The sequence below is a fragment of the Paenibacillus sp. CAU 1782 genome, from assembly GCF_054551715.1.
The window spans coordinates 280,923-301,284 of the sequence record NZ_JBTOLL010000005.1 but is presented as its reverse complement, the minus strand read 5'-3'; the positions used below and the strand labels follow the sequence as shown (position 1 = coordinate 301,284).

At 50.8% G+C, this 20,362-nt stretch carries 18 protein-coding genes, 6 tRNA genes and 1 rRNA gene; all 25 read left to right on the top strand.

Annotation, left to right across the window (positions count from 1 at the left end):
* A 23S ribosomal RNA gene (locus tag ACX93W_RS14885) occupies positions 1-84 on the top strand; the annotation flags it as partial.
* Positions 85-294: 210 nt separating this feature from the next.
* Positions 295-371, top strand: a tRNA-Met gene (locus ACX93W_RS14880).
* A 3-nt stretch (positions 372-374) separates the two neighbouring features.
* Positions 375-450, top strand: a tRNA-Val gene (locus tag ACX93W_RS14875).
* Between the two features lie 9 nt (positions 451-459).
* Positions 460-536: transfer RNA gene (locus ACX93W_RS14870), tRNA-Asp, on the top strand.
* A 20-nt stretch (positions 537-556) separates the two neighbouring features.
* A tRNA-Phe gene (locus ACX93W_RS14865) sits at positions 557-632 on the top strand.
* A 38-nt stretch (positions 633-670) separates the two neighbouring features.
* Positions 671-755: transfer RNA gene (locus tag ACX93W_RS14860), tRNA-Tyr, on the top strand.
* Positions 756-768: 13 nt separating this feature from the next.
* A tRNA-Lys gene (locus ACX93W_RS14855) sits at positions 769-844 on the top strand.
* Between the two features lie 1,320 nt (positions 845-2,164).
* Entirely contained in the window at positions 2,165-3,286 is a 1,122-nt protein-coding gene (locus ACX93W_RS14850; RefSeq protein ID WP_459393154.1) for a PucR family transcriptional regulator, read from the top strand.
* 90 nt (positions 3,287-3,376) lie between these two features.
* Positions 3,377-4,498 (top strand): ABC transporter ATP-binding protein, encoded by a 1,122-nt coding sequence (locus ACX93W_RS14845; RefSeq protein WP_459393153.1) that lies wholly within the window; start codon positions 3,377-3,379, stop codon positions 4,496-4,498.
* A gap of 129 nt (positions 4,499-4,627) precedes the next feature.
* Positions 4,628-5,302, top strand: coding sequence for a Crp/Fnr family transcriptional regulator (locus tag ACX93W_RS14840; protein ID WP_459393152.1), 675 nt, complete (start codon positions 4,628-4,630; stop codon positions 5,300-5,302).
* A 113-nt stretch (positions 5,303-5,415) separates the two neighbouring features.
* Positions 5,416-6,369 carry a hypothetical protein gene (locus ACX93W_RS14835; RefSeq protein ID WP_459393151.1) on the top strand — a complete coding sequence of 318 codons (954 nt, stop codon included), beginning with the start codon at positions 5,416-5,418 and terminating at the stop codon, positions 6,367-6,369.
* A 171-nt stretch (positions 6,370-6,540) separates the two neighbouring features.
* Positions 6,541-7,479, top strand: a complete 939-nt coding sequence (gene hprK, locus ACX93W_RS14830) for an HPr(Ser) kinase/phosphatase (protein WP_459393150.1) — start codon at positions 6,541-6,543, stop codon at positions 7,477-7,479.
* A gap of 76 nt (positions 7,480-7,555) precedes the next feature.
* On the top strand, positions 7,556-8,704 hold the full coding sequence (gene lgt / locus ACX93W_RS14825; protein ID WP_459393149.1) for a prolipoprotein diacylglyceryl transferase: 1,149 nt from the start codon (positions 7,556-7,558) through the stop codon (positions 8,702-8,704).
* Positions 8,705-8,752: 48 nt separating this feature from the next.
* A complete protein-coding gene (locus ACX93W_RS14820; RefSeq protein ID WP_459393148.1) occupies positions 8,753-9,415 on the top strand; it encodes an HAD-IA family hydrolase in 663 nt (220 codons plus the stop codon).
* The gene (locus ACX93W_RS14815) at positions 9,408-9,911 is read left to right on the top strand and encodes an acyltransferase (RefSeq protein WP_459393147.1); all 504 of its coding nucleotides are present in this window, start codon (positions 9,408-9,410) and stop codon (positions 9,909-9,911) included. The genes ACX93W_RS14820 and ACX93W_RS14815 overlap by 8 nt, the downstream gene beginning before the upstream one ends.
* A gap of 313 nt (positions 9,912-10,224) precedes the next feature.
* A complete protein-coding gene (locus tag ACX93W_RS14810; protein ID WP_459393146.1) occupies positions 10,225-11,448 on the top strand; it encodes an ATP phosphoribosyltransferase regulatory subunit in 1,224 nt (407 codons plus the stop codon).
* Positions 11,445-12,098 carry an ATP phosphoribosyltransferase gene (hisG, locus tag ACX93W_RS14805; protein WP_459393145.1) on the top strand — a complete coding sequence of 218 codons (654 nt, stop codon included), beginning with the start codon at positions 11,445-11,447 and terminating at the stop codon, positions 12,096-12,098. Before ACX93W_RS14810 ends, hisG begins: the two co-directional genes overlap by 4 nt.
* A 97-nt stretch (positions 12,099-12,195) precedes the next feature.
* On the top strand, positions 12,196-13,488 hold the full coding sequence (gene hisD / locus ACX93W_RS14800) for a histidinol dehydrogenase (RefSeq protein WP_459393144.1): 1,293 nt from the start codon (positions 12,196-12,198) through the stop codon (positions 13,486-13,488).
* Positions 13,489-13,640: 152 nt separating this feature from the next.
* Positions 13,641-14,240: an imidazoleglycerol-phosphate dehydratase HisB gene (hisB, locus tag ACX93W_RS14795; RefSeq protein ID WP_459393143.1), complete on the top strand. Its 600-nt coding sequence runs from the start codon at positions 13,641-13,643 to the stop codon at positions 14,238-14,240.
* A gap of 1 nt (position 14,241) precedes the next feature.
* On the top strand, positions 14,242-14,856 hold the full coding sequence (gene hisH, locus ACX93W_RS14790) for an imidazole glycerol phosphate synthase subunit HisH (RefSeq protein ID WP_459393142.1): 615 nt from the start codon (positions 14,242-14,244) through the stop codon (positions 14,854-14,856).
* Positions 14,857-14,860: 4 nt separating this feature from the next.
* Complete coding sequence (gene hisF / locus ACX93W_RS14785) at positions 14,861-15,619, top strand: imidazole glycerol phosphate synthase subunit HisF (protein WP_459393141.1); 759 nt, start codon at positions 14,861-14,863, stop codon at positions 15,617-15,619.
* Positions 15,616-16,302, top strand: a complete 687-nt coding sequence (gene hisIE, locus ACX93W_RS14780) for a bifunctional phosphoribosyl-AMP cyclohydrolase/phosphoribosyl-ATP diphosphatase HisIE (protein WP_459393140.1) — start codon at positions 15,616-15,618, stop codon at positions 16,300-16,302. Before hisF ends, hisIE begins: the two co-directional genes overlap by 4 nt.
* A gap of 115 nt (positions 16,303-16,417) precedes the next feature.
* The gene (locus ACX93W_RS14775) at positions 16,418-17,368 is read left to right on the top strand and encodes a ribose-phosphate diphosphokinase (RefSeq protein WP_459393139.1); all 951 of its coding nucleotides are present in this window, start codon (positions 16,418-16,420) and stop codon (positions 17,366-17,368) included.
* Between the two features lie 172 nt (positions 17,369-17,540).
* The gene (locus ACX93W_RS14770; protein ID WP_459393138.1) at positions 17,541-19,286 is read left to right on the top strand and encodes a tetratricopeptide repeat protein; all 1,746 of its coding nucleotides are present in this window, start codon (positions 17,541-17,543) and stop codon (positions 19,284-19,286) included.
* 121 nt (positions 19,287-19,407) lie between these two features.
* The gene (trxB, locus tag ACX93W_RS14765; RefSeq protein WP_459393137.1) at positions 19,408-20,355 is read left to right on the top strand and encodes a thioredoxin-disulfide reductase; all 948 of its coding nucleotides are present in this window, start codon (positions 19,408-19,410) and stop codon (positions 20,353-20,355) included.
* Positions 20,356-20,362 lie beyond the last annotated feature (7 nt).

Sequence of the window (20,362 nt, the reverse complement as noted above, 5' to 3'; positions counted from 1 at the left end):
AAGACGACGAGGTTGATAGGTTCGGGGTGGAAGCACAGCAATGTGTGGAGCTGACGAATACTAATCGGTCGAGGGCTTATCCTATTAGACTTGATTGCTCATACAAGCGTCAAGCAACCAGCTGAAGTACACGTGAAGCACTCTTTCGTATCCAGTTTTCAGGGCGCAACATTCATTATTGAGCAGACAAGCTCTGCAACAGTAATGATAATTGCACATGACATTTGGTTATGTCATTTCCTGAACTTGCACTCGGTCCCGAACGTTGCAAGGAACGCTTTTTCGGGAACATGTGGCGGTGTAGCTCAGCTGGCTAGAGCGTACGGTTCATACCCGTGAGGTCGGGGGTTCGATCCCCTTCGCCGCTACCATATGGAGGATTAGCTCAGCTGGGAGAGCATCTGCCTTACAAGCAGAGGGTCGGCGGTTCGATCCCGTCATCCTCCACCATTATAATCCGGAGCTGTGGTGTAGAGGCCTAACATGCCTGCCTGTCACGCAGGAGACCGCGGGTTCGAATCCCGTCAGCTCCGCCATTATAATTTCATAATCATTAGGCTCGGTAGCTCAGTCGGTAGAGCAGAGGACTGAAAATCCTCGTGTCGGCGGTTCGATTCCGTCCCGAGCCACCATTGATTCTTTTGCTTTTGGCAGACGGAATCGCAAATGTGGAGGGCTAGTGAAGTGGCTAAACACGGCAGACTGTAAATCTGCTCTCTCTGAGTTCGGTGGTTCGAATCCATCGCCCTCCACCATTTCCTACATCAGGAGCCATTAGCTCAGTTGGTAGAGCACCTGACTTTTAATCAGGGTGTCGAAGGTTCGAGTCCTTCATGGCTCACCAGTTTTATTTCATACTTACATTCAAGAGAGGAAAACCTCTCTTTTTTTGTGTCTCTGAATTTTATCAGATGTGTTTAGGAACCTTTATCGGATGTGTTTGGGAACTTCTGTAGGATTACCTGGCTTTTGATTGCCTGTTCTTTGGTTGATTGCTTGATGTTTATTGATTGCCTTTGTCTTGTCATAATGATAACGATACTGATACTGATACTGATACTGATACTGATACTGATACTGATACTGATACTGATACTGATACTGATACTGATACTTATACCGATATCGCTGCCGCCACCAATACCATTACGATTATTAGAATGGAATACTTGGGATTTAATCAAACATCACACCAGATCAGCTGAGAAGGACAATGGTAGGACAAGAAAATCAACTCCAGGGGCGAATCAAAGCGCTGATCATTCTGTAATGGACATCCGTGTCCATTAGCCAGCCAAATCGTGATAAACTGAACTTCTAACGGTCAAATCCGTCCATTAAAAGCCCAAAACGCGGTTATTTCATCAAATGTGGCCGCTAATGGTCACGTATGACCATTAAAATACGTAAAATGTGTGTTTCCCCTCTCTAACGGTCAAAAATGTCCGTTACAAAACTAACCATAACGAACTGTAATCCAATCAAAAACGAAATGTTAATTAATCGCGAATAAATCACAAACTAATTCAAACACAAATACAAATGAACTGCGAACCAATCGCAAACCAACCATAAACAAAATAGCAATCCAATTACAGGCCACAAACCACAAACCACAAACCACAAACCACAAACCACAAACCACAAACCACAAACCACAAACCACAAACCACAAACTACAAACCACAAACTACAAACCACAAACCACAAACCAACAATAAACGAACTGCAATCAAAATACCAAACCAACCATAAACCAATCGCATACGCTGAAGCTGACAACTGACAAGAATAGCAAATGACAGAATGACTAGCTAGCTAAACTAATTAAAGTCCATCGCGCAGAAGCCTCAAACGATAACAAAACGGAGAAACGCCAAAACGCCCTAAACAACTATATTAGTCGCCGACCAACACGAATCCCATCCTATCCCGCACCTCGCTGAACTTGGCAGATATCTCATGCATCGGAGCTGAACTTTGCAGGTATCCCATCCCGGTCGGTGTCTAAACCTGACTCTAGAGGCGGGCCTGCTTGGTGGGATAACTGAATCATTAATTTACAAGCCAAGCGGGGCTTGTAGTAGGGCTAGCTGAACTGTAGCATCCATTTATGGTACAATTGCGGAAAAGAGCGTTTTGGATGGAGTGTGGGTACAGAGCAATGAGCACAACAGATTGGTTGAAGCCGCTGCAGCACATTTTGAAAAGCCCTGTTGGGCTAAGCACCAAGACAGTTCAAGAATGGAAAACCTCTGCGGTAGATGAAAACCAAAGTGAACCGACGCCTGGCTTGCATATTAAACGAGATGGAATGATATGGTTTGTGGCCAGTGTTGAAGGCGAACAGCTTAAAATCCTTGAAGTGCAGGGCGATAGCTTATCGCCTACGGAGCTAAAACTAGTAGGCTGGAGTCTGCAGGTTGCTAATGGAGGCTTAGGCGGCACGAATGACACCTCGTCGATATCTGAATCGGAAAAATTTGCGCTGAAACTGAGCGAATGGCTCCAAAAGCAGCTTGAAGCTGAAAAACCGGCGTTTTCACTGCCCGACCATCTAACTGTAGGAAGCCGGCTTTATCATGAGATGGTTCCTTTCCTTCTTATTGCTGAGCAAGTCAATACGAAAGGCACAGGGTACATTGAGCTGGAGAAGCTCTTGCGTTCGTTTCTGTCGGATGAAGTATTGCTTATTCCGCTCAAAAGCCAAGAGTGGCTGATCTGGGGGCCGCTTTCTCTTCTCAAGGATGAAGAGGCGGAATTTGGAGACGGGACGGAGGAAGAAAGCGTTGAAGACAGCTTGGCATCAATCGCGTCGGGTCTGCATGAAATGCTGGCAAGCGAATGGCTTGGCGAATGTCATCTAGCAGTTACCCACCCCGTCATTCCGTCTCAGGGGATGGTCGAAACAACCCTGATGCTGCGCGAAACGATCAACCTTGGCCGAAAATTTCATGTAGGCACAAATATTCATCTGCCTTGGATGCTTCAGTTGGAGAGACTGCTTAACGCCATACCGGAGCTGCATCGCTCCAAATATTTGGAGCAATCGTTAAAAAGAGCGGACTTATTCGTCGATACGGAGATGCAGGCAACGCTGGATGCTTTTTTCTCATTGGACTGCAATGTCAGCGAAACGGCAAAGAAACTATATATCCATCGAAACACGTTGCTGTACCGGCTGGACAAGCTGAAGCAGGAGACGGGGCTTGATGTGCGCCAATTTCGTGATGCGGTATTAGTCAAAATCATATTACTATTGTATAAAGTTACGAAAAGGAATTAGTTTTTTTGTAAAGTATGTGCATAGTCATCAGCCCATATGTGGGATAAGATAGATGCATAACCGAAAATTCTTTTTAGGGGGAAACAAATCATGGCAGGCGTACGCTTAGAAGGCATTTACAAAAAATATCCGGGATCCGATAAAGCATCGGTAACTGATGTAAACCTCGATATCAAGGACAAAGAGTTTCTCGTATTGGTTGGCCCATCCGGCTGCGGTAAATCGACGACTCTTCGTATGATCGCAGGCCTTGAAGAAATTTCCGAGGGTAAATTGTTTATCGGCGACCGTCTTGTCAATGACGTTGCTCCTAAAGACCGCGACATCGCGATGGTATTCCAATCCTATGCCTTGTATCCGCATATGAACGTTTATCAAAACATGGCATTTGGTCTTAAACTTCGTAAATTTAAAAAAGCAGACATCGACAAACGCGTTCGTGAAGCTGCTAAAATTCTTGATATCGAGCATTTGCTTGAGCGTAAACCTAAAGCTCTTTCCGGCGGTCAGCGTCAACGGGTTGCCTTGGGTCGTGCGATTGTCCGCGAACCACAAGTATTCTTGATGGACGAACCACTTTCCAACCTTGATGCCAAACTTCGCGGTCAAATGCGCGCGGAGATCAGCAAACTGACTAAACGTCTGGAAACAACTACAATCTACGTAACGCATGACCAGATCGAAGCCATGACAATGGGCGATCGCATCGTTGTTATGAAAGACGGCTTTATTCAACAAACAGCTTCTCCGGAAGAGCTGTACAACCATCCGGTTAATATTTTCGTAGCAGGTTTTATCGGCGCTCCTTCCATGAACTTCGTAACGGGTACGCTTAGCGAGCAAGGTGGCGCTCTGCGCTTCAAAGCTTCCGGTGTTGACGTTGTTGTTCCTGAAGGCAAAGCAGCTACACTGCGCTCCAAAGGCTACATTGGCAAAGAGGTTATCCTGGGCATTCGTCCTGAGGACATCCATGAAGAGCCGGTATTCCTGGAAGCATCCCCTAACACGATTGTTAACGCAAACGTAGAGGTTGCTGAAAACCTTGGTCACGAAATGTACCTGTACCTGAACGGCATCGGCACTGACACTGTAATCGCTCGTGTTGACGGTCGTTCCGGCGTACGTGACGGCGCTAACGTTAAACTGGCGCTTGACATGAACAAAACACATCTTTTCGATAAAGAAACAGAATTGAACATCTACGAAAACTAATCCCTCATTGAGGGTAACTGAGCCTTCGGATCCTCCGAAGGCTCTTTTCGTGCCTATCGGAATTTTGTGGGATTATATGCTATACTAGGGATGCTGCTGCTAACTAAAGCTGATGAAAGGAGCGGCAAAATGAAAGAGATTTCGTTTTTGAAGAAACTCCCGCTTTTCGAACATTTAAATGATGAAGAGATCGCGGAAATTGCGTCTTTGCTGGTCGTTAAGGAATACGACAAAGGCAGCAATCTGTTTTGGGAGAAGGAAGAAGGCAACGAGCTTTATATCATACAGTCCGGAGCCGTTAAAATATATCGACAAGAAGAAGGACGAGAAATCATCCTTACCGTTTTTCACGGACATGATTACTTTGGCGAGATGGCGTTATTCGGCGATCAAAGCGTTCGTTCCGCATCCGCAAGCACGTTGGAAAAAACGAAGGTCTTTATATTAAGAAGAGCTCATTTTCTAGAGCTGCTTCAAAAGAAACCGGATATTTTTATAAAAATATTAAATACGACGCTGGAAAGGCTTCGCAAGGCCAATGAATTAATAGCGGATCTTGCTTTTAATTCTGCCAACTCTCGAGTGGCGCGGCTTCTGTTCCGAATGAGCGAGGAACAGACCGGCAAACATATCATACCGTTAAAGCTGACGCATCATCAGATCGCGGATATGACGGCAACCACAAGAGAAACGGTTACCAAAATATTGTCCGACATGCAGAACAGAGGCATCATCCAAATTGTTCGCAAGCAAATTACGATTACGGATCCCGAAGAACTGAAGGCTTGCGCCTCGCTTGAATAATAGGTTTTATGTATGCTGGATTACATTTTTTTCTAATGTATCATGGTAGAATGAATCGTGCTGAACAGTACGGTTCATTTTTTTTGTATATAGCTGCGTAGGAGGGATAGCGCATGCAGGCCGGATCGGTAAATAAAAACTATATGGCGAATGGCGAAGCAATGCTGGGACGAAGAACGGAAGGTTATAGCTCGGCAGTACGCTGGTTCAAAGAGCCGGGCGTATTTAATGGAAAGCTGGAGGTTGAAGCTTCAAAAGATGAAAAGGGGATATTGGCCGGACCGTGCGACGGAAAGCTGATAGTGACCGGGGATAAAGCTCTTCTCATTATTAAAGGAGAAGGAGAGTTTACGCTACAAAACATTGAAGTGGACGGTGATCTTGTTATTCATCTTCCTGCCGGAGGCGTTACGCTGCTGGATAGCGTAAAGGTGGCTGGAACAACGCTGGTCATTGCAGGAGATCCGATGGCGGCAGTTGAGGCGGAGAAACCGCAACCCATTCATCAAAGTAGTCTTTCATTCAGAAGCAGCGCCGAACATGGAGAAGAAATAATTTTGCTGCAAAGCCAGCTGTTGAACGTACATTTAGAGGGCAGCGCGAGTGTTGCTGAGGTGGCCGTCCATCTATCAGGTCCTTTGAGCTTAAGCGGCGTATTTAGAAATGTGCTGATATCGCCGACCGCCGGCCGGCTCCGGTTAAAGCTTGAGCAGGGTGCTTTTATCGGAGGAGCGCTTAAGTTGATGGCTTCGGAAGTGCAACTGGATGCCCAACAGGGGAGCATCTTTGATTTGTGGAATGATCCGCATCATCCATTATGTGAGGAAGCTGCTGTATTGGCTGAACAGGCAAGCGCAAAGCTGGCTGACATTAATGAAAGCGCGGATATCGAGGGAATGGAACGTGCATTGGCTGGCGCAGGCATTTTGGCAAACGAGAAAGAAATGGAGATGCTGCTGGACCAGCTGCAATTAGATTCGTATTCGTCTTTATCGGAAGTCGTGGATAACTTGGAGCTGCTCCGAACGCTTGAACAACGGACAATTGGCTCGTTGAGCATTCTCTGAAGTCGATTTACGGCATATATAATGAAAGGCGCCAGCGGCGGAAACGTTGCTTTCGGCGCCTTTTTGCATTACGATGAAGACATTGGAAATATGGATCCCGTCTGCAAGCGGGATGCTATCATACATAATAACGGCGCTAGGACAGATAACAGCGCTTGAGGAGGCTTAACCTTGCCGAAAAAAGTAAAGGTTTCTGAGCTCGTACGGCATTTTCAATTGGAGATCATTTCGGGTGAAGACGGTTTGAAGCGTAAAATTACGGTTGATGATTTATATCGGCCCGGTCTGGAAATGGCAGGTTACTTCCACTATCATCCCAGCGAGCGGGTACAATTGCTTGGCCGGACGGAAATATCGTTTCTGAATATGCTGGATAGCGAAGAGCGCAATAATCGGATGGTTCGTTTGTGCCATGAAGAGACGCCATGCATTATTTTGACGCGCGGTTTGGAAGCTCCCAAAGAACTGGTGGATCAGTCCAATGCCACTAATACGCCAGTGCTGCGGAGCAATGTGGCAACGACTATTTTGTCCAGCCGCATCACGGATTTTCTAGAGCGCAAGCTGGCTCCGACGGCCACAATTCACGGCGTTTTGGTCGATGTTTACGGAGTGGGAATGCTGATTACCGGCGGAAGCGGAATCGGCAAAAGCGAAACGGCGTTGGAATTGGTCAAACGCGGCCACAGGCTGGTAGCGGACGATGCGGTTGAAATTCGCCAAACGTCGGATGGGCAGCTGCACGGTACAGCTCCCGAGCTGATTCGCCATTTGCTCGAAATTCGCGGCTTGGGCATTATTAATGCCATGACGCTGTTTGGTGCAGGGGCTGTCCGGACGCAGAAGCGGATCGGGCTTGTGATCAAGCTGGAAAACTGGCAGCAGGACAAGCAATATGACCGTCTGGGCCTGGATGAGGAAACGACAAGGATCATTGATACGGATGTGCCTCTAGTGACAATTCCGGTACGGCCAGGGCGAAATCTTGCCGTTATTATTGAGGTGGCTGCTATGAACTTCCGTTTGAAACGGATGGGTTACAATGCGGCGCTGCAGTTTACGAACAAGCTGACGGAAACGATCGCGGACGACATGGATGATTACGATTGACGATAGATGATGCCATCCGGCATCACTTTAGCCTTAACTGCAATTCATATGATATAGCAAGGAGAAGATAAAAAGTATGCATACATTGTCGATTAACCCGATTTTTTTTCAGCTGGGCGGTCTCGAGGTGCGCTGGTATGGCGTCATTCTGGGATTGGCTGCGCTGGCTGGGCTGCTGCTGGCTATACAGGAGGGCAAGCGCTTTGGCATTAAGCCCGACTTCTTTATGGACTTGCTGCTCCTTGGCGCTCCATCGGCGATTATTGCAGCTCGGATCTATTACGTAGCATTCAAGTGGGATGACTACAAAGGCAATTTTCTTGATGTGTTCAAAATATGGAATGGCGGCATAGCTATCTATGGCGCCATCATCGGCGCGTTTATATGCGGTATCATCTACTCCCGCTATAAGGGCTACAGCTTCTGGCGAATTGTGGACATATCTGTTCCGTCGCTATTGGCGGGACAAATGATTGGACGTTGGGGAAACTTTATGAATCAGGAAGCGTACGGCGCTCCTGTGGACGAGTCCTTTTTGCGCCAAACGCTACATTTGCCTTCTTTTATCGTCGACAATATGTACATTATCGATTCTGCGGTTCCGGAAGGAGCGTTCCGCCATCCGGCTTTCCTGTATGAATCGCTCTGGAGCTTGCTTGGAATAGGCGTTCTCTTCCTGCTGCGCCGTCAAAAGTTTTTGCGTGCAGGGGAACTGATGGCTTCCTATTTCATTTGGTATTCCATTGGACGGTTTTTCATCGAGGCGCTGCGTATTGATAGTTTGGCTTTTATCGGGCCTCAATGGCTGGCTGATTTCATGCGTGCGCTCTGGTCGCCGATTAGCGGTGTCTTTGAGCCGGGTTATCTGGACCCTGCATACGGGAATATACGGATTTCGCAATTGCTGGCGCTTCTATTGATTGCGGCTGCTATTGTCTTCATTATTGTGAGGCGTGTAACCGGGGCGGCTAATGTACGATACAGCGACCCTATTATAACAACAAAGCCGGAGCGCAACGCAGAGCCGGAAGTCAGCAAAAAACAAAAGACCGCTAAACGCCATAGCGTTGACCGCTCATCATCGGCTGTTGATGCCTCATCGGGCGGATCTGGTCACAAATCCGGCAGCGGCAAAAAATCGGGAAGCAACGATGATAGCAGCAGTGACGGAGGAAATGACGGTGGTGGCAGCGATAGCGGCGGTGACGGCGGGGGCGGAGATTGACCAACATAGCCGGGCGTTCTGCCCGGATCGGGAGGACTAGACTTCAAGATGAAAGCATACACCACGGTGTTGTTCGATTTGGACGGCACGATACTGGATACAAATGAATTGATCATGACCTCTTTTATGGAGGCGTTAAAAGGAATTGTGCCTCCCGACTTCGGGAAGGAGCACATTATTCCCCACATGGGGCTGACTCTGGAAGACCAGTTGAGACAGTTCTCCGGCCAACAGGATGTCGGCCATTTAATCCGCGCTTATCGGGAAGTGAATCTGCGACTGCATGACCAATATGTGCGTCCGTTTCCTTTTGTAAACGAGGTGCTGGAGAAGCTGCATAATGCCGGCATTCAGATAGGCGTCGTAACAACGAAGATTAGGCTTACAACGGAAAAGGGGCTGGACTTTGTCGGTATTCGCAAGGATGTGGATGCGATCGTGACGGTCGATGACGTCGTTAATCCAAAGCCGCATGCGGAACCGGTGCTGAAAGTGCTGGAGCAGCTAGGCGTTGAGCCTTCCCAAGCGATCATGGTAGGGGATAGCGCCGTGGACATGAAGTCTGCGGTTGCCGCCGGCGTTACGGCCGTTGGGGTTGCCTGGTCGCTCAAAGGGGCCGAGATACTTCGGGAAGCGGGGGCGGATTACATTATCGACGATATGAGAGAACTGTATGCCTTTGCCGGGCTGGAGAAGGAAACCCATGCGTAAGGTGGAGCGGCATCCTGTAGAGGGACCCAATTCACTGTGGCAGATTTATTCCAGTGTCAGCTTTATAAAAGGCATCCGCAATTTCATTTTTATCCAGTTGGCAAGATATTGTCCCGTATTGTCTTGGAAAAACGCAATCTACCGGCATGTGCTGGGGATGAAGGTGGGGGAATACGCCGCATTTGGCCTGATGGCTATGGTGGATGTATTTTTTCCCGAGCGGATTTCCGTAGGCCGAAACAGTATTATCGGATACAATACGACGATTTTGACTCATGAATACTTACTGCGTGAATATCGGCTTGGCGATGTGGTCATTGGCAACGATGTGATGATTGGAGCCAATTGCACCATTTTGCCGGGCGTCACGATTGGCGATGGGGCCGTTGTGTCGGCTGCCACGCTGGTGCATAAGGATGTGCCGCCTGGCTCCTTTGTTGGGGGAAATCCCATGCAGGTGCTGAAGGCAGCTCCCGGGGCTGAAGGGAACTCCTGAAACCAGGGCGGTCGCGGCGGCAAAAATGAGGATGCAGGACAATGGGAAGAGCGCCAGCAACTAAGCAGCTTGGGAGAACAGCAATGCCGGCCGCCAATAGCCGGCGCGCTCTGGTCATAAATGTCTCTTGGACAGGAGGAAGCGGATAAGCCGCGGATGCCCGTCAAGAGACATTTTTGCTGCCGCCGTTCCGCTCCTGAGCAGCTTGACGAATAGCACTTCCCGTGCTAATATATGCTCTACGTTCTTTATTTTGTTAGCATGGTAACATGGTAGCACTTTAATATATTAAAGCGATTAAGGGAGTTTTAAAATGTCGAAGCCAAAGATGTTCGAGAAGCCCGCCGGCGTCAAGGACTATTTGCCCGCGGCTGTCAAGAAGCTGCGTTATATTGAGAATAAAGCTCTAGCCTGTATGCAAGGCTGGGGCTATGAGCAGATTATGACTCCTACGATGGAATTTTACGATACGGTCGGCATGGCCAGCTCCACTTCGGATCAAAAGCTGTATAAGCTGCTGAATAGCCGCGGAACAACTCTGGTATTGCGCTCCGAAATGACGGCGCCGATTGCGCGTGTCGTTTCGTCGTTGCTGCGTGAGTCTGATTTTCCTCTGCGGCTTTCTTATCATTCCAATGTATTCCGTTCCATTGAAGAGGAATCGGGAAGAGACGCGGAGTTCTTCCAGACGGGTGTAGAGTTGGTCGGGGATTCCTCGCCGGAAGCGGATGCGGAAGTAGTGGCGTTGGCTATTGCTTCGTTAAAAGCGGCAGGCGCGGAGCGTTTCAAAATTGCGATTGGCCATGTCGGTTTTCTGAATGCTTTGTTCGGGGAATTGCTGAAGGACCGGAAGGACGCGCAGGAAACGCTGAAGTCCTGTCTGCTTGGTCGTGACTATGTAGGTTACCGGGACCAGCTCAAACGTTTCAATCTGGAAGAAGCAGTGCAGAGCGAGCTGGAAAGCATTCTGCGCTTGCGTGGCGGCGTGGAGATTTGTCGTCAGGCGCAGGGGCTTGGCGGAGGCGAAGAGGCGCAAAAGGCGATCACGCAGCTGTGCCAGATCTGGGATGTGCTCGACGCCTATGGCGTTTGCGATCATGTGTTGATCGATCTGACGATGATTGGCGATTTCTCCTATTATACAGGCATGACGTTTGAAGGGTATGCCGCCGACCTTGGGTTCCCTGTTGTCAGCGGCGGCCGTTATGACAATTTGCTTGCCCAATTCGGGCGGCCTGCTCCGGCTACCGGCTTTGCCATCAAGACAACCCGCGTGCTTGAGCTGCTTGGAATAGAGGAGACGGAGCAGGAGGAGCGCACACTGCTTGTTTACAATAATGAAGGCCGGCGGGAAGCGCTGGCGGAAGCACAGCGTCTTCGCGGCATAGGCGCAGCCGCCGTCACGGAGCGTGCGGATTCATTGCCTCTGGAGCTGGAAGGCGCAGTGGCGCCATTCTATTATAAAGGCCTGAGCTATACGGGCCTTGCTGTTTATTTGCCCGCTGCGGGCGTGAAGGGAGGGACCACATCATCATGAGCGGAAACGGATCTGATTTGCTGAAAGTAGCCATGCCTAAAGGGCGTATATACAAGCAAGCTTCCAAACTGTTTCGCGAAGCGGGCCTTCCGATCCCCAGCGATTTCGACGATACAAGAAAGCTGATTATCGAGCTGCCGGAGGCGGGGATGGAGTTTATTATGGCCAAACCCGTCGATGTGCCGACTTATGTGGAATATGGAGTTGCGGACATCGGCATTGTTGGCAAGGACGTGCTGATGGAAGAAAACAAGGATGTTTACGAGCTTCTGGATCTCGGCATTGCCAAATGCCGGATGTCCGTGATCGGATTGGCGGACTGGAAGCCAACGATTCATCCCCGTGTCGCAACCAAATATCCAAACGTTGCATCGGCTTATTTTCGGGAGCGGGGACAGCAGGTGGAGGTTATCAAGCTGAATGGCTCCATTGAGCTGGCTCCTCTGATTGGTCTGGCCGATCGAATCGTGGATATGGTGGAGACGGGGCAGACGCTGAGGGAAAACGGTTTGGTCGAGATGGAGCCGATTTTCGGCATCACAAGCCGCTTGATCGCCAACCGCGTCAGCTACCGGCTGAAAAACGACAGAATTCAAAGCCTGTGCGATCGCCTGCAGGAAATTATAGTGAGAAACCAAGACCAAAAATAAAGACATTATCAAGTTGAACAATGAAGGCAGCGGCAGGCCAGAGTGTGAAAGGTTCTGGAGAAGCCTGTACAGATTCAAATGAAGGGAGAGATCGGATATGAGAATCATGTCTCCAAAAGCATTTGGCTTGAAGCGGGAAGTGGAATACGGCACGCCGGAGCAAAATCGCGCGACGCTTGCTATTGTAGATGGCGTCAAGAATGAGGGTGATGCGGCATTGCTCCGTTACACGGAGGAATTCGACGGCTCGAAGCTCACTGCCGCGCAGCTACGAGTGACACAGGATGATATTGATGCGGCTTACAAGTTAGTGGACGAAGCGTTCCTGGTCGCGATCAGGGAGGCAGCAGTCAACATTCGCAGATTCCACGAAAAGCAGCTGCGCAATTCCTGGATGGATTTGCAGCCGGACGGTACGCTGCTGGGTCAAATCATGCGTCCGCTGAAGCGCGTGGGCGTATATGTGCCAGGCGGCAAAGCGGCGTATCCCTCCTCCGTGCTGATGAACGTAATACCGGCACAGGTTGCGGGCGTGCCGGAAATCGTGATGGTGACTCCTCCTGCCACGGGCGGCAAAGAAGGCATCGACCCCTTTATCCTGGTTGCTGCGGCGGAAGCGGGAGTCAAGGAAATTTACCGCGTCGGAGGCGCGCAGGCGGTAGCGGCGTTGGCCTACGGCACGGAGACGATTGATCCGGTCGATAAAATTTGCGGCCCCGGCAATATTTATGTCGCTCTGGCCAAAAGAGCCGTTTTTGGCGCAGTCGATATCGACAGCATTGCAGGTCCAAGCGAAATCGCAGTGTTGGCGGACGGTAATGCGGATGCCTCTTATATCGCTGCGGATCTGCTTTCCCAGGCAGAGCATGACGAGATGGCTTCCTCCATCCTGGTTACGCCGTCGAGAGAGCTGGCGGAAGCCGTGTCGGCAGAGGTGGAGCGTCAGCTGGCGGACCTGCCTCGGCAGGCGATTGCACGCAGCTCCATCGATAACTATGGCGCGGTGCTTTTGGTAGATACGTTAGCGGAAGGCATCGACGTAATCAATCAGCTGGCCCCCGAGCATCTTGAAATATTGACGGATGATCCCATGAAGCTGCTGGGCTTTATCGAAAACGCGGGAGCTATCTTTTTGGGGCCGTACAGCTCGGAGCCGGTAGGCGATTATTTTGCGGGACCCAATCACATTTTGCCAACCAACGGCACGGCCCGGTTTTCTTCTCCGGTTAATGTAGATGATTTTCTCAAAAAGTCCAGCCTGATTTATTACAGCAAGGAAGCGCTGATGGCAAACGGCGATAAAATCATGACGCTGGCTCGGCATGAAGGGCTGGAAGGCCACGCGCGGGCGATCGAGATCCGGCTGGCGAAAGAGCGGGACGTTAACTAAACCATTTTACAATTGCTATCGGCGACTTGATAAGCGATCGGACAATAACAATTAGCGGCAGCAATGTAACGGATTATTGGGATACATGACTCTATAAGCATCCAAGGAGTCAATGTATTCACACCATTATTTTCAGGAAAGCAGGGATCGGCATGAGTGAGCAAGAGATTCGTTCGGCATCCATAGAGCGGAAAACAAACGAAACGGACATTAAGCTGTCATTTGCGGTGGACGGCAGCGGCCAGGCCAAGCTGGAGACGGATGTGCCGTTTCTGAACCATATGCTGGATTTGTTTACGAAGCACGGCCAATTCGACCTTCAGGTTGATGCCAAAGGCGACATCGAAATCGACGATCACCATACGGTTGAGGATATCGGCATTTGTCTTGGCGACGCGTTCCGCAGAGCACTGGGCGACAAAAAAGGCATCAAGCGTTATGCCAGCGTATTTGTGCCGATGGACGAAGCATTGGCGCAAGTGGTGGTGGATATTAGCAACCGTCCGCATTTTGAATACCGGGCTGCTTATCCGTCCGCGCAAGTGGGGAGCTTTTCGGTCGAGCTGGTGCAGGAGTTTCTATGGAAGCTGGCTTTGGAAGCCCGTATTACTCTTCACGTGATTGTGCATTACGGGCAAAATACGCATCATATGATCGAGGCGGTGTTTAAGGCTTTAGGACGGGCGCTGGACGAAGCGACCAGCATCGACCCGCGCGTGCAAGGAGTGCCTTCCACGAAGGGAGTGCTGTAGGATGATTGCCATCATCGATTACGGCATGGGCAATCTGCACAGCGTCAGCAAAGCCGTTGAGCGGCTTGGCTATACCGCCGTGGTAACAGCCGACCCTGTGGTCATCGCGGAGGCCGACGGAGCTATTCTGCCCGGCGTTGGAGCATTCGGAGACGCGATGGAGAATCTGAGGGAAACGGGACTCGACACCGTCACACAGGCTTATGCAAAATCCGGCAAGCCGCTGCTGGGCATCTGCCTTGGCATGCAGCTGCTTTTTGATCAAAGCGAGGAGTATGGCAGCCATGAAGGCTTGGGATTGCTTCCGGGAAAGGTGACGCGCTTTAGCGGCGATTTCAAAATCCCTCACATGGGCTGGAACAAGCTGCAATTCAAGCAAGCGGACTCGCCGCTTGTGGAGGGGCTGGAAGAAGGGCATGTTTATTTTGTCCATTCCTTCCACGTTAAGACCGAGCAAGCCGGCGATTTGCTGGCAACCTGCGACTATTATGGCGACGTCACTGCGATTGTTGGACGGGAGAGACTGTTCGGCATGCAGTTCCACCCGGAGAAAAGCGGAGAGCTCGGCATGAAGCTGCTGGGCAATTTTTTGCGGTTGACGGGAAGAGAGGGGTAGACGCATGCTGGCAAAACGAATCATTCCGTGTCTGGACGTAAAGGACGGACGCGTGGTTAAAGGAGTCAATTTTGTTAATTTGCGCGATGCGGGCGACCCGGTAGAGCTGGCTGCAACCTATGATCGCGAAGGCGCCGACGAGCTGATATTTCTGGATATCTCGGCTTCCGTGGAAGGCAGAGCGACCATGATTGAAGTGGTTAAGCGAACGGCGGGCGAAATCACCATTCCGTTTACCGTTGGCGGCGGCATTTCCCATGTAGACGATATGAAACGTCTGCTGCGGGCGGGCGCGGACAAAATCGGCATCAACACCGCTGCGGTGCGTAATCCCGCACTAGTATCGGAGGGAGCGCGCAAGTTTGGTTCGCAATGCATCGTGGTGGCCATTGACGCTCGTTACAATGCTGAGTGGGGCGAGTGGGAGGTCTACACGCATGGCGGAAGGCAGTCCACCGGCATCCGTGCGTTGGAATGGGCTTCCGAGATTCAAAAGCTTGGGGCGGGCGAAATCCTGTTGACCAGCATGGATGCGGACGGCACAAAAGACGGATTTGACATCGCCTTGACCAAAGCTGTATCACAGCGTGTCGGCATACCTGTCATCGCGTCCGGCGGAGCGGGCACCATCAACCATTTTGGACAAGTATTCAGTGAAGCTAATGCGGATGCTGCGCTTGCGGCCACGATTTTTCATTATAAGGAAATGACGATTGCTGAAGTGAAGGACGATTTGCGCGCAAAAGGAGTAGAGGTTCGATGACGGAAGCGGGTTTGGATAACGAGCTGAAGATCAAATGGGGAGCGGACGGGCTTGTGCCGGCCGTTGTGCAGGATGCGGCCAGCAAGGAAGTGCTGATGCTGGCGTATATGAACGAGGAGTCGCTGAAGCTGTCCATCCAGAGCGGCACCACCTGGTTCTGGAGCCGCTCGCGGAGCGAGCTGTGGAACAAAGGAGCAACCAGCGGCCATACACAGCGCATTGTGTCCATGGCATACGATTGCGACGGCGACACGCTGCTGGTACGGGTTGTTCAGCAGGGACCGGCTTGCCACACCGGCAAATACAGTTGCTTCTTCAATCACATCCCGACATCCGGCGGTGACGAGGGTCTTTCCCAAAGCGCGGGGGGCGGCGACCGCTTCGAAGTGCTGGGCAAGCTGGAATCCGTCATTGCCGAGCGGTACGCAGAGCGTCCGGAAGGCACGTACACCTCGTATCTGTTCGACAAAGGTGTGGACAAAATATTGAAAAAGGTCGGCGAAGAAGCGGCCGAGGTTATTATTGCAGCCAAAAACGCTGACAACGACGAGCTGCGGAGCGAAGCCAGCGATCTCATTTTCCATCTAATGGTATTGCTTAAGGAGCGCGGATTGCCGCTTGACGACATTATGAGCGAGCTGTCGAAGCGCGATGGCAAGCCAACAACCAATAAAATGCGGTGAATTGTCGAAAATAATAACAATACCTTTTTGAAATCTCAACAAATGTATGTATAATAGGACAGTAAGCATTGATCGAAGTTTTAAATTATTTGGTTGAAACGCTCAGGAGGGTATCATGTTAAGCGACAAGGTACGTATTTTTTCGGGTTCGTCAAATCCCGTGCTGGCTCAAAAGATTAGTGCAGAGCTTGGTCTGAACCTTGGTTCCATCAAATTGTCACGTTTCAAAAGTGGAGAAATTTACGTTCACTACGAAGAAACGATTCGGAACTGCGATGTTTTTCTTGTTCAGTCGTTCTCGCATCCCATCAACGAGCATTTTGTCGAATTGTTGGTCATGATCGACGCGGCGAAGCGGGCATCCGCACGCACGGTCAATATTATCATGCCTTACTACGGCTATGCCCGCCAGGAGCGCAAAGCTGCGCCGCGGGAGCCGATCTCGGCAAAAATGCTGGCGGATGTGCTGACGACGGTAGGAGCGACGCGCGTCATTACAATCGACCTGCACGCCCCGGCTATCCAAGGCTTCTTTAATATTCCGGTGGACCATATGACGGCGCTGGACTTGATCAGCGACTATCTGAAGTCCAAAAATATTAAGAATCCTGTTGTCGTGTCGCCGGATGCCGGACGCGCTTCGACAGCCGAGAAGCTAGCCAATTATTTGGATACGTCCTTCGCCATCATGATCAAGAAACGTCCCGCGCACAATGAGTCATCCATTACGCATGTTATCGGGGACGTTGAGGGACAAACGCCGATTATTATCGAGGACCTTATCGATACGGGCTCAACAATCGTGAATGTTGTGGAAAGCTTGAAGGAGCGGGGAGCAGAGGATGTCTACGTATGCGCCACCCACCCTCTTTTCTCAGGCAACGCCATACAGCGTCTGGATCACCCAAGCATCAAGGAAGTCATTGTAACGGACTCCATTCTGCTGCCGGAGACTACGCCGGACCGATTCAGAATTCTGTCGGTAGCGCCGCTTCTGGCGGAAGCGACGCGCATTATTCTGGATGGCGGCTCTATCAGCACCCTCTTCAAGAACAAAGGCGTTTAACCGGAAAATAGATAGCATGGGTTCAAAAAAACGCGTTTTTTGAACAACATCTCATAGTTTTTCCCGTGAAAAAATCGCGGACGGCCCAAGGCTGTCCGCGATTTGCCACATATTCTTTTCTGTGGAGTTGCGGCGGCTATGTTATAATCGTAAAAAAGGAGGTGCCTTGCAAGTGAAAGAAAAAAAAGCGGCGGCTGCGAGCGGAGAAGCAAAAATCATATCAATCCAATGGGACGCCACGTTTTTTTTCGAGCGGGCGGTGCGCTCTCTGGACCGATTCCATTACGACAAGGCACTGAAATACTTTCGCAAGGCGATCGAATATGAGCCTGACAATCCCGTCAACCATTGCAATATGGCGGGCATCTTGTCGGAGATGGGCAATTACGAGGAGTCCAATCGCATCCTGGGTTGGATTTTGGACGAATTAGATCCGATGATGACGGAATGTCACTTCTATATGGCGAACAATTACGCCAACATGGAGATGTACGAAGCGGCAGAAGGTTCGCTTATCCGATATTTGCAGGAGGATCCAGAAGGGCAATACCTGGACGAGGCCGAAGAAATGATGGAGCTTCTTCATTTTGAACTGGAGCGGCCCATGACGTTGACGAATATCAAATCCAGAGAAGGCATGGTGGAGCATGATCAGGCTCGCGCTTTGCTGGAGGAAGGCAAATTTACAGAAGCGGTGCGCATTCTGGAGAGCATTGCGGAGAAGCAGCCCGACTTTCTGGCTGCCCGCAACAATCTGGCGCTCGCTTATTATTATATGGGCATGTTTGATAAAGCTATGGAATCCATCGCCGGCGTGCTGGAACATGAACCGGGTAATTTGCATGCCCTTTGCAACCTGGCGATATTCTATCAGCACGAGGGCAATCGCGAGGAGCTGGCGGAGCTGCTGGCGCTGCTGACCAAAACCGTGCCTTTCCATCAGGAGCATGTGTTTAAGCTGGCGACTACAATGGGGATTTTGGGGGAGCATGGCATCGCCTACCGTCACTTTATCCGCCTATTGAAGGATGGCGGAGTGCATCAGGACCCTTGCTTGTACCACTATGCCGCTGTTGCGGCTTGCAATATCGGCAGGTACGATGAGGCGGAGCGACTGTGGAAATCGACGATGAAGCTTGATCCGGCATCCGGAATTCCTCATTACTATATGAGCCAGCTGGAATTGATCCGTTCGGGCAGCGGCGGACCCGCTGTCAGCTACCACTATCATCTGCCCTTTGAGGAGCAGTTCAAGCTGTGGGAGAAGTCGTCAGACGGCATGCCGGATCATTTGAAGCGTGATCCTCTGGTGCGTTCCTCGTTTTTCTGGGCATTGCGCCATGGCGACCAAAGCACGAAGCTGCAAGTCATTCAGGCGTTTGGCATGATTGCGGACAATGAAGTGAAGGATGTGCTGCGAGCATTTCTGCTGGAACCGGACGAAGACGACTATTTGAAAAATATAGCTGTTTTTGTTCTGAGAACCATCGGAGTCCAGGAACCGCTTCATGCCGTGCTGGAGGGCAAACCTGCTGTTATCGAGCCGCGCCAGATGCCGTCCAGGCTGCCGGAGTGGGACGATAAGTGGGAAGCCGTTGCGCAAGCGGCTATTAGCAGAATGAGCAAGCATTATGATTTGGTGCAGCAGCATGATATGATGACGTTATGGGTTGAATTTCTGACCCGTATGTACCCCGACGTGCCGAAGCTGACGAAGCCGGAAGGCTGGGCGGCGGCGCTGGAATATTTGACTGCCAAGATGCACAGGCGCGCGATATCGTACCATGAAGTTTCGCTTCGGTACGGCACGTCCATCGCTACGGTAAGCAAACATGTGAAGCTGATCGACAGCGTATGCGGAATTAAGGAAAAGATGAAGAGCATCAGCTCCGTCTTCTCCGGCCAGGATTTGAAGTGAATTTAATTATTCGCCTTGCTTGCGGACATCGATGACCATTAAGCAAGCATTGATTAGCAGGCGGCGGACTGCCTTATAAGCTTTAGTTGAATTTCTATACCACGAATTCGAGGTGAGGAACATGTACAAGTCCATTATTATCGGTACGGGCCCTGCAGGCCTGACGGCCGCTATCTACCTGGCGCGGGCCAACATGAATCCGCTCATTATTGAAGGACCGGAGCCGGGCGGCCAATTGACGACAACAACCGAGGTTGAGAACTTTCCCGGTTTTCCCGAAGGGATTATGGGACCGGATTTAATGGCCAATATGCGTAAGCAAGCGGAGCGTTTCGGCGCAAAGTTTTTAACGGGCTGGGTCGAGAGCGTGGATCTGAGTCAACGTCCCTTCAAGCTTCAGGTTGACGGACACGGAGAAATTGTCGGGGAATCCGTTATTATTTCAACGGGAGCATCGGCCAAATACCTCGGTATCCCAGGCGAGCGGGACAACGTAGGCAAAGGAGTAAGCACTTGCGCCACCTGTGACGGCTTCTTTTTCCGGGGCAAAAAAATCATCGTGGTTGGCGGCGGCGATTCCGCTATGGAGGAAGCCAACTTCCTGACGCGGTTTGCCACTGACGTTGAGCTTGTCCATCGCCGCGATGAGCTGCGTGCTTCCAAGATCATGCAGGATCGCGCCCGCGAAAATGAAAAGATCGGGTGGAGCTTGAATAAAACCCCGCTAGAGGTTGTGGCGACAGGCATGGGCGTAACCGGCCTGAAGGTGCGCGACAACACATCGGGCGAAGAAGAGGTTCTGGAAACGGACGGTATCTTCGTTGCGATTGGGCATACGCCCAATACGGCGTTTCTGGGCGGGGCGGTAGAGACGGATGAACACGGCTATATCAAGGTAAAGCCGGGAACAGCCGAAACCAATGTGCCGGGCGTATTCGCCTGCGGCGACGTGCAGGATAGCAAATACCGCCAGGCAATTACGGCGGCGGGCAGCGGATGTATGGCAGCGCTGGACTGCGAGCGGTTCCTGGAAGGCAGCATCACGCACGACTGGAGCCAATCCTTGTAATTGCGCA

What these genes read in the sequence shown, in the direction of transcription:
- ACX93W_RS14810 (WP_459393146.1), top strand. Translation starts at nt 10,225, where the DNA reads ATGTCGAAGCCAAAGATGTTCGAGAAGCCCGCCGGCGTCAAGGACTAT.
- hisG (WP_459393145.1), top strand. Translation starts at nt 11,445, where the DNA reads ATGAGCGGAAACGGATCTGATTTGCTGAAAGTAGCCATGCCTAAAGGG.
- ACX93W_RS14820 (WP_459393148.1), top strand. Translation starts at nt 8,753, where the DNA reads ATGAAAGCATACACCACGGTGTTGTTCGATTTGGACGGCACGATACTG.
- hisD (WP_459393144.1), top strand. Translation starts at nt 12,196, where the DNA reads ATGAGAATCATGTCTCCAAAAGCATTTGGCTTGAAGCGGGAAGTGGAA.
- hisF (WP_459393141.1), top strand. Translation starts at nt 14,861, where the DNA reads ATGCTGGCAAAACGAATCATTCCGTGTCTGGACGTAAAGGACGGACGC.
- ACX93W_RS14840 (WP_459393152.1), top strand. Translation starts at nt 4,628, where the DNA reads ATGAAAGAGATTTCGTTTTTGAAGAAACTCCCGCTTTTCGAACATTTA.
- trxB (WP_459393137.1), top strand. Translation starts at nt 19,408, where the DNA reads ATGTACAAGTCCATTATTATCGGTACGGGCCCTGCAGGCCTGACGGCC.
- ACX93W_RS14835 (WP_459393151.1), top strand. Translation starts at nt 5,416, where the DNA reads ATGCAGGCCGGATCGGTAAATAAAAACTATATGGCGAATGGCGAAGCA.
- ACX93W_RS14850 (WP_459393154.1), top strand. Translation starts at nt 2,165, where the DNA reads ATGAGCACAACAGATTGGTTGAAGCCGCTGCAGCACATTTTGAAAAGC.
- hisB (WP_459393143.1), top strand. Translation starts at nt 13,641, where the DNA reads ATGAGTGAGCAAGAGATTCGTTCGGCATCCATAGAGCGGAAAACAAAC.
- lgt (WP_459393149.1), top strand. Translation starts at nt 7,556, where the DNA reads ATGCATACATTGTCGATTAACCCGATTTTTTTTCAGCTGGGCGGTCTC.
- hisIE (WP_459393140.1), top strand. Translation starts at nt 15,616, where the DNA reads ATGACGGAAGCGGGTTTGGATAACGAGCTGAAGATCAAATGGGGAGCG.
- ACX93W_RS14815 (WP_459393147.1), top strand. Translation starts at nt 9,408, where the DNA reads ATGCGTAAGGTGGAGCGGCATCCTGTAGAGGGACCCAATTCACTGTGG.
- ACX93W_RS14775 (WP_459393139.1), top strand. Translation starts at nt 16,418, where the DNA reads ATGTTAAGCGACAAGGTACGTATTTTTTCGGGTTCGTCAAATCCCGTG.
- hisH (WP_459393142.1), top strand. Translation starts at nt 14,242, where the DNA reads ATGATTGCCATCATCGATTACGGCATGGGCAATCTGCACAGCGTCAGC.
- ACX93W_RS14845 (WP_459393153.1), top strand. Translation starts at nt 3,377, where the DNA reads ATGGCAGGCGTACGCTTAGAAGGCATTTACAAAAAATATCCGGGATCC.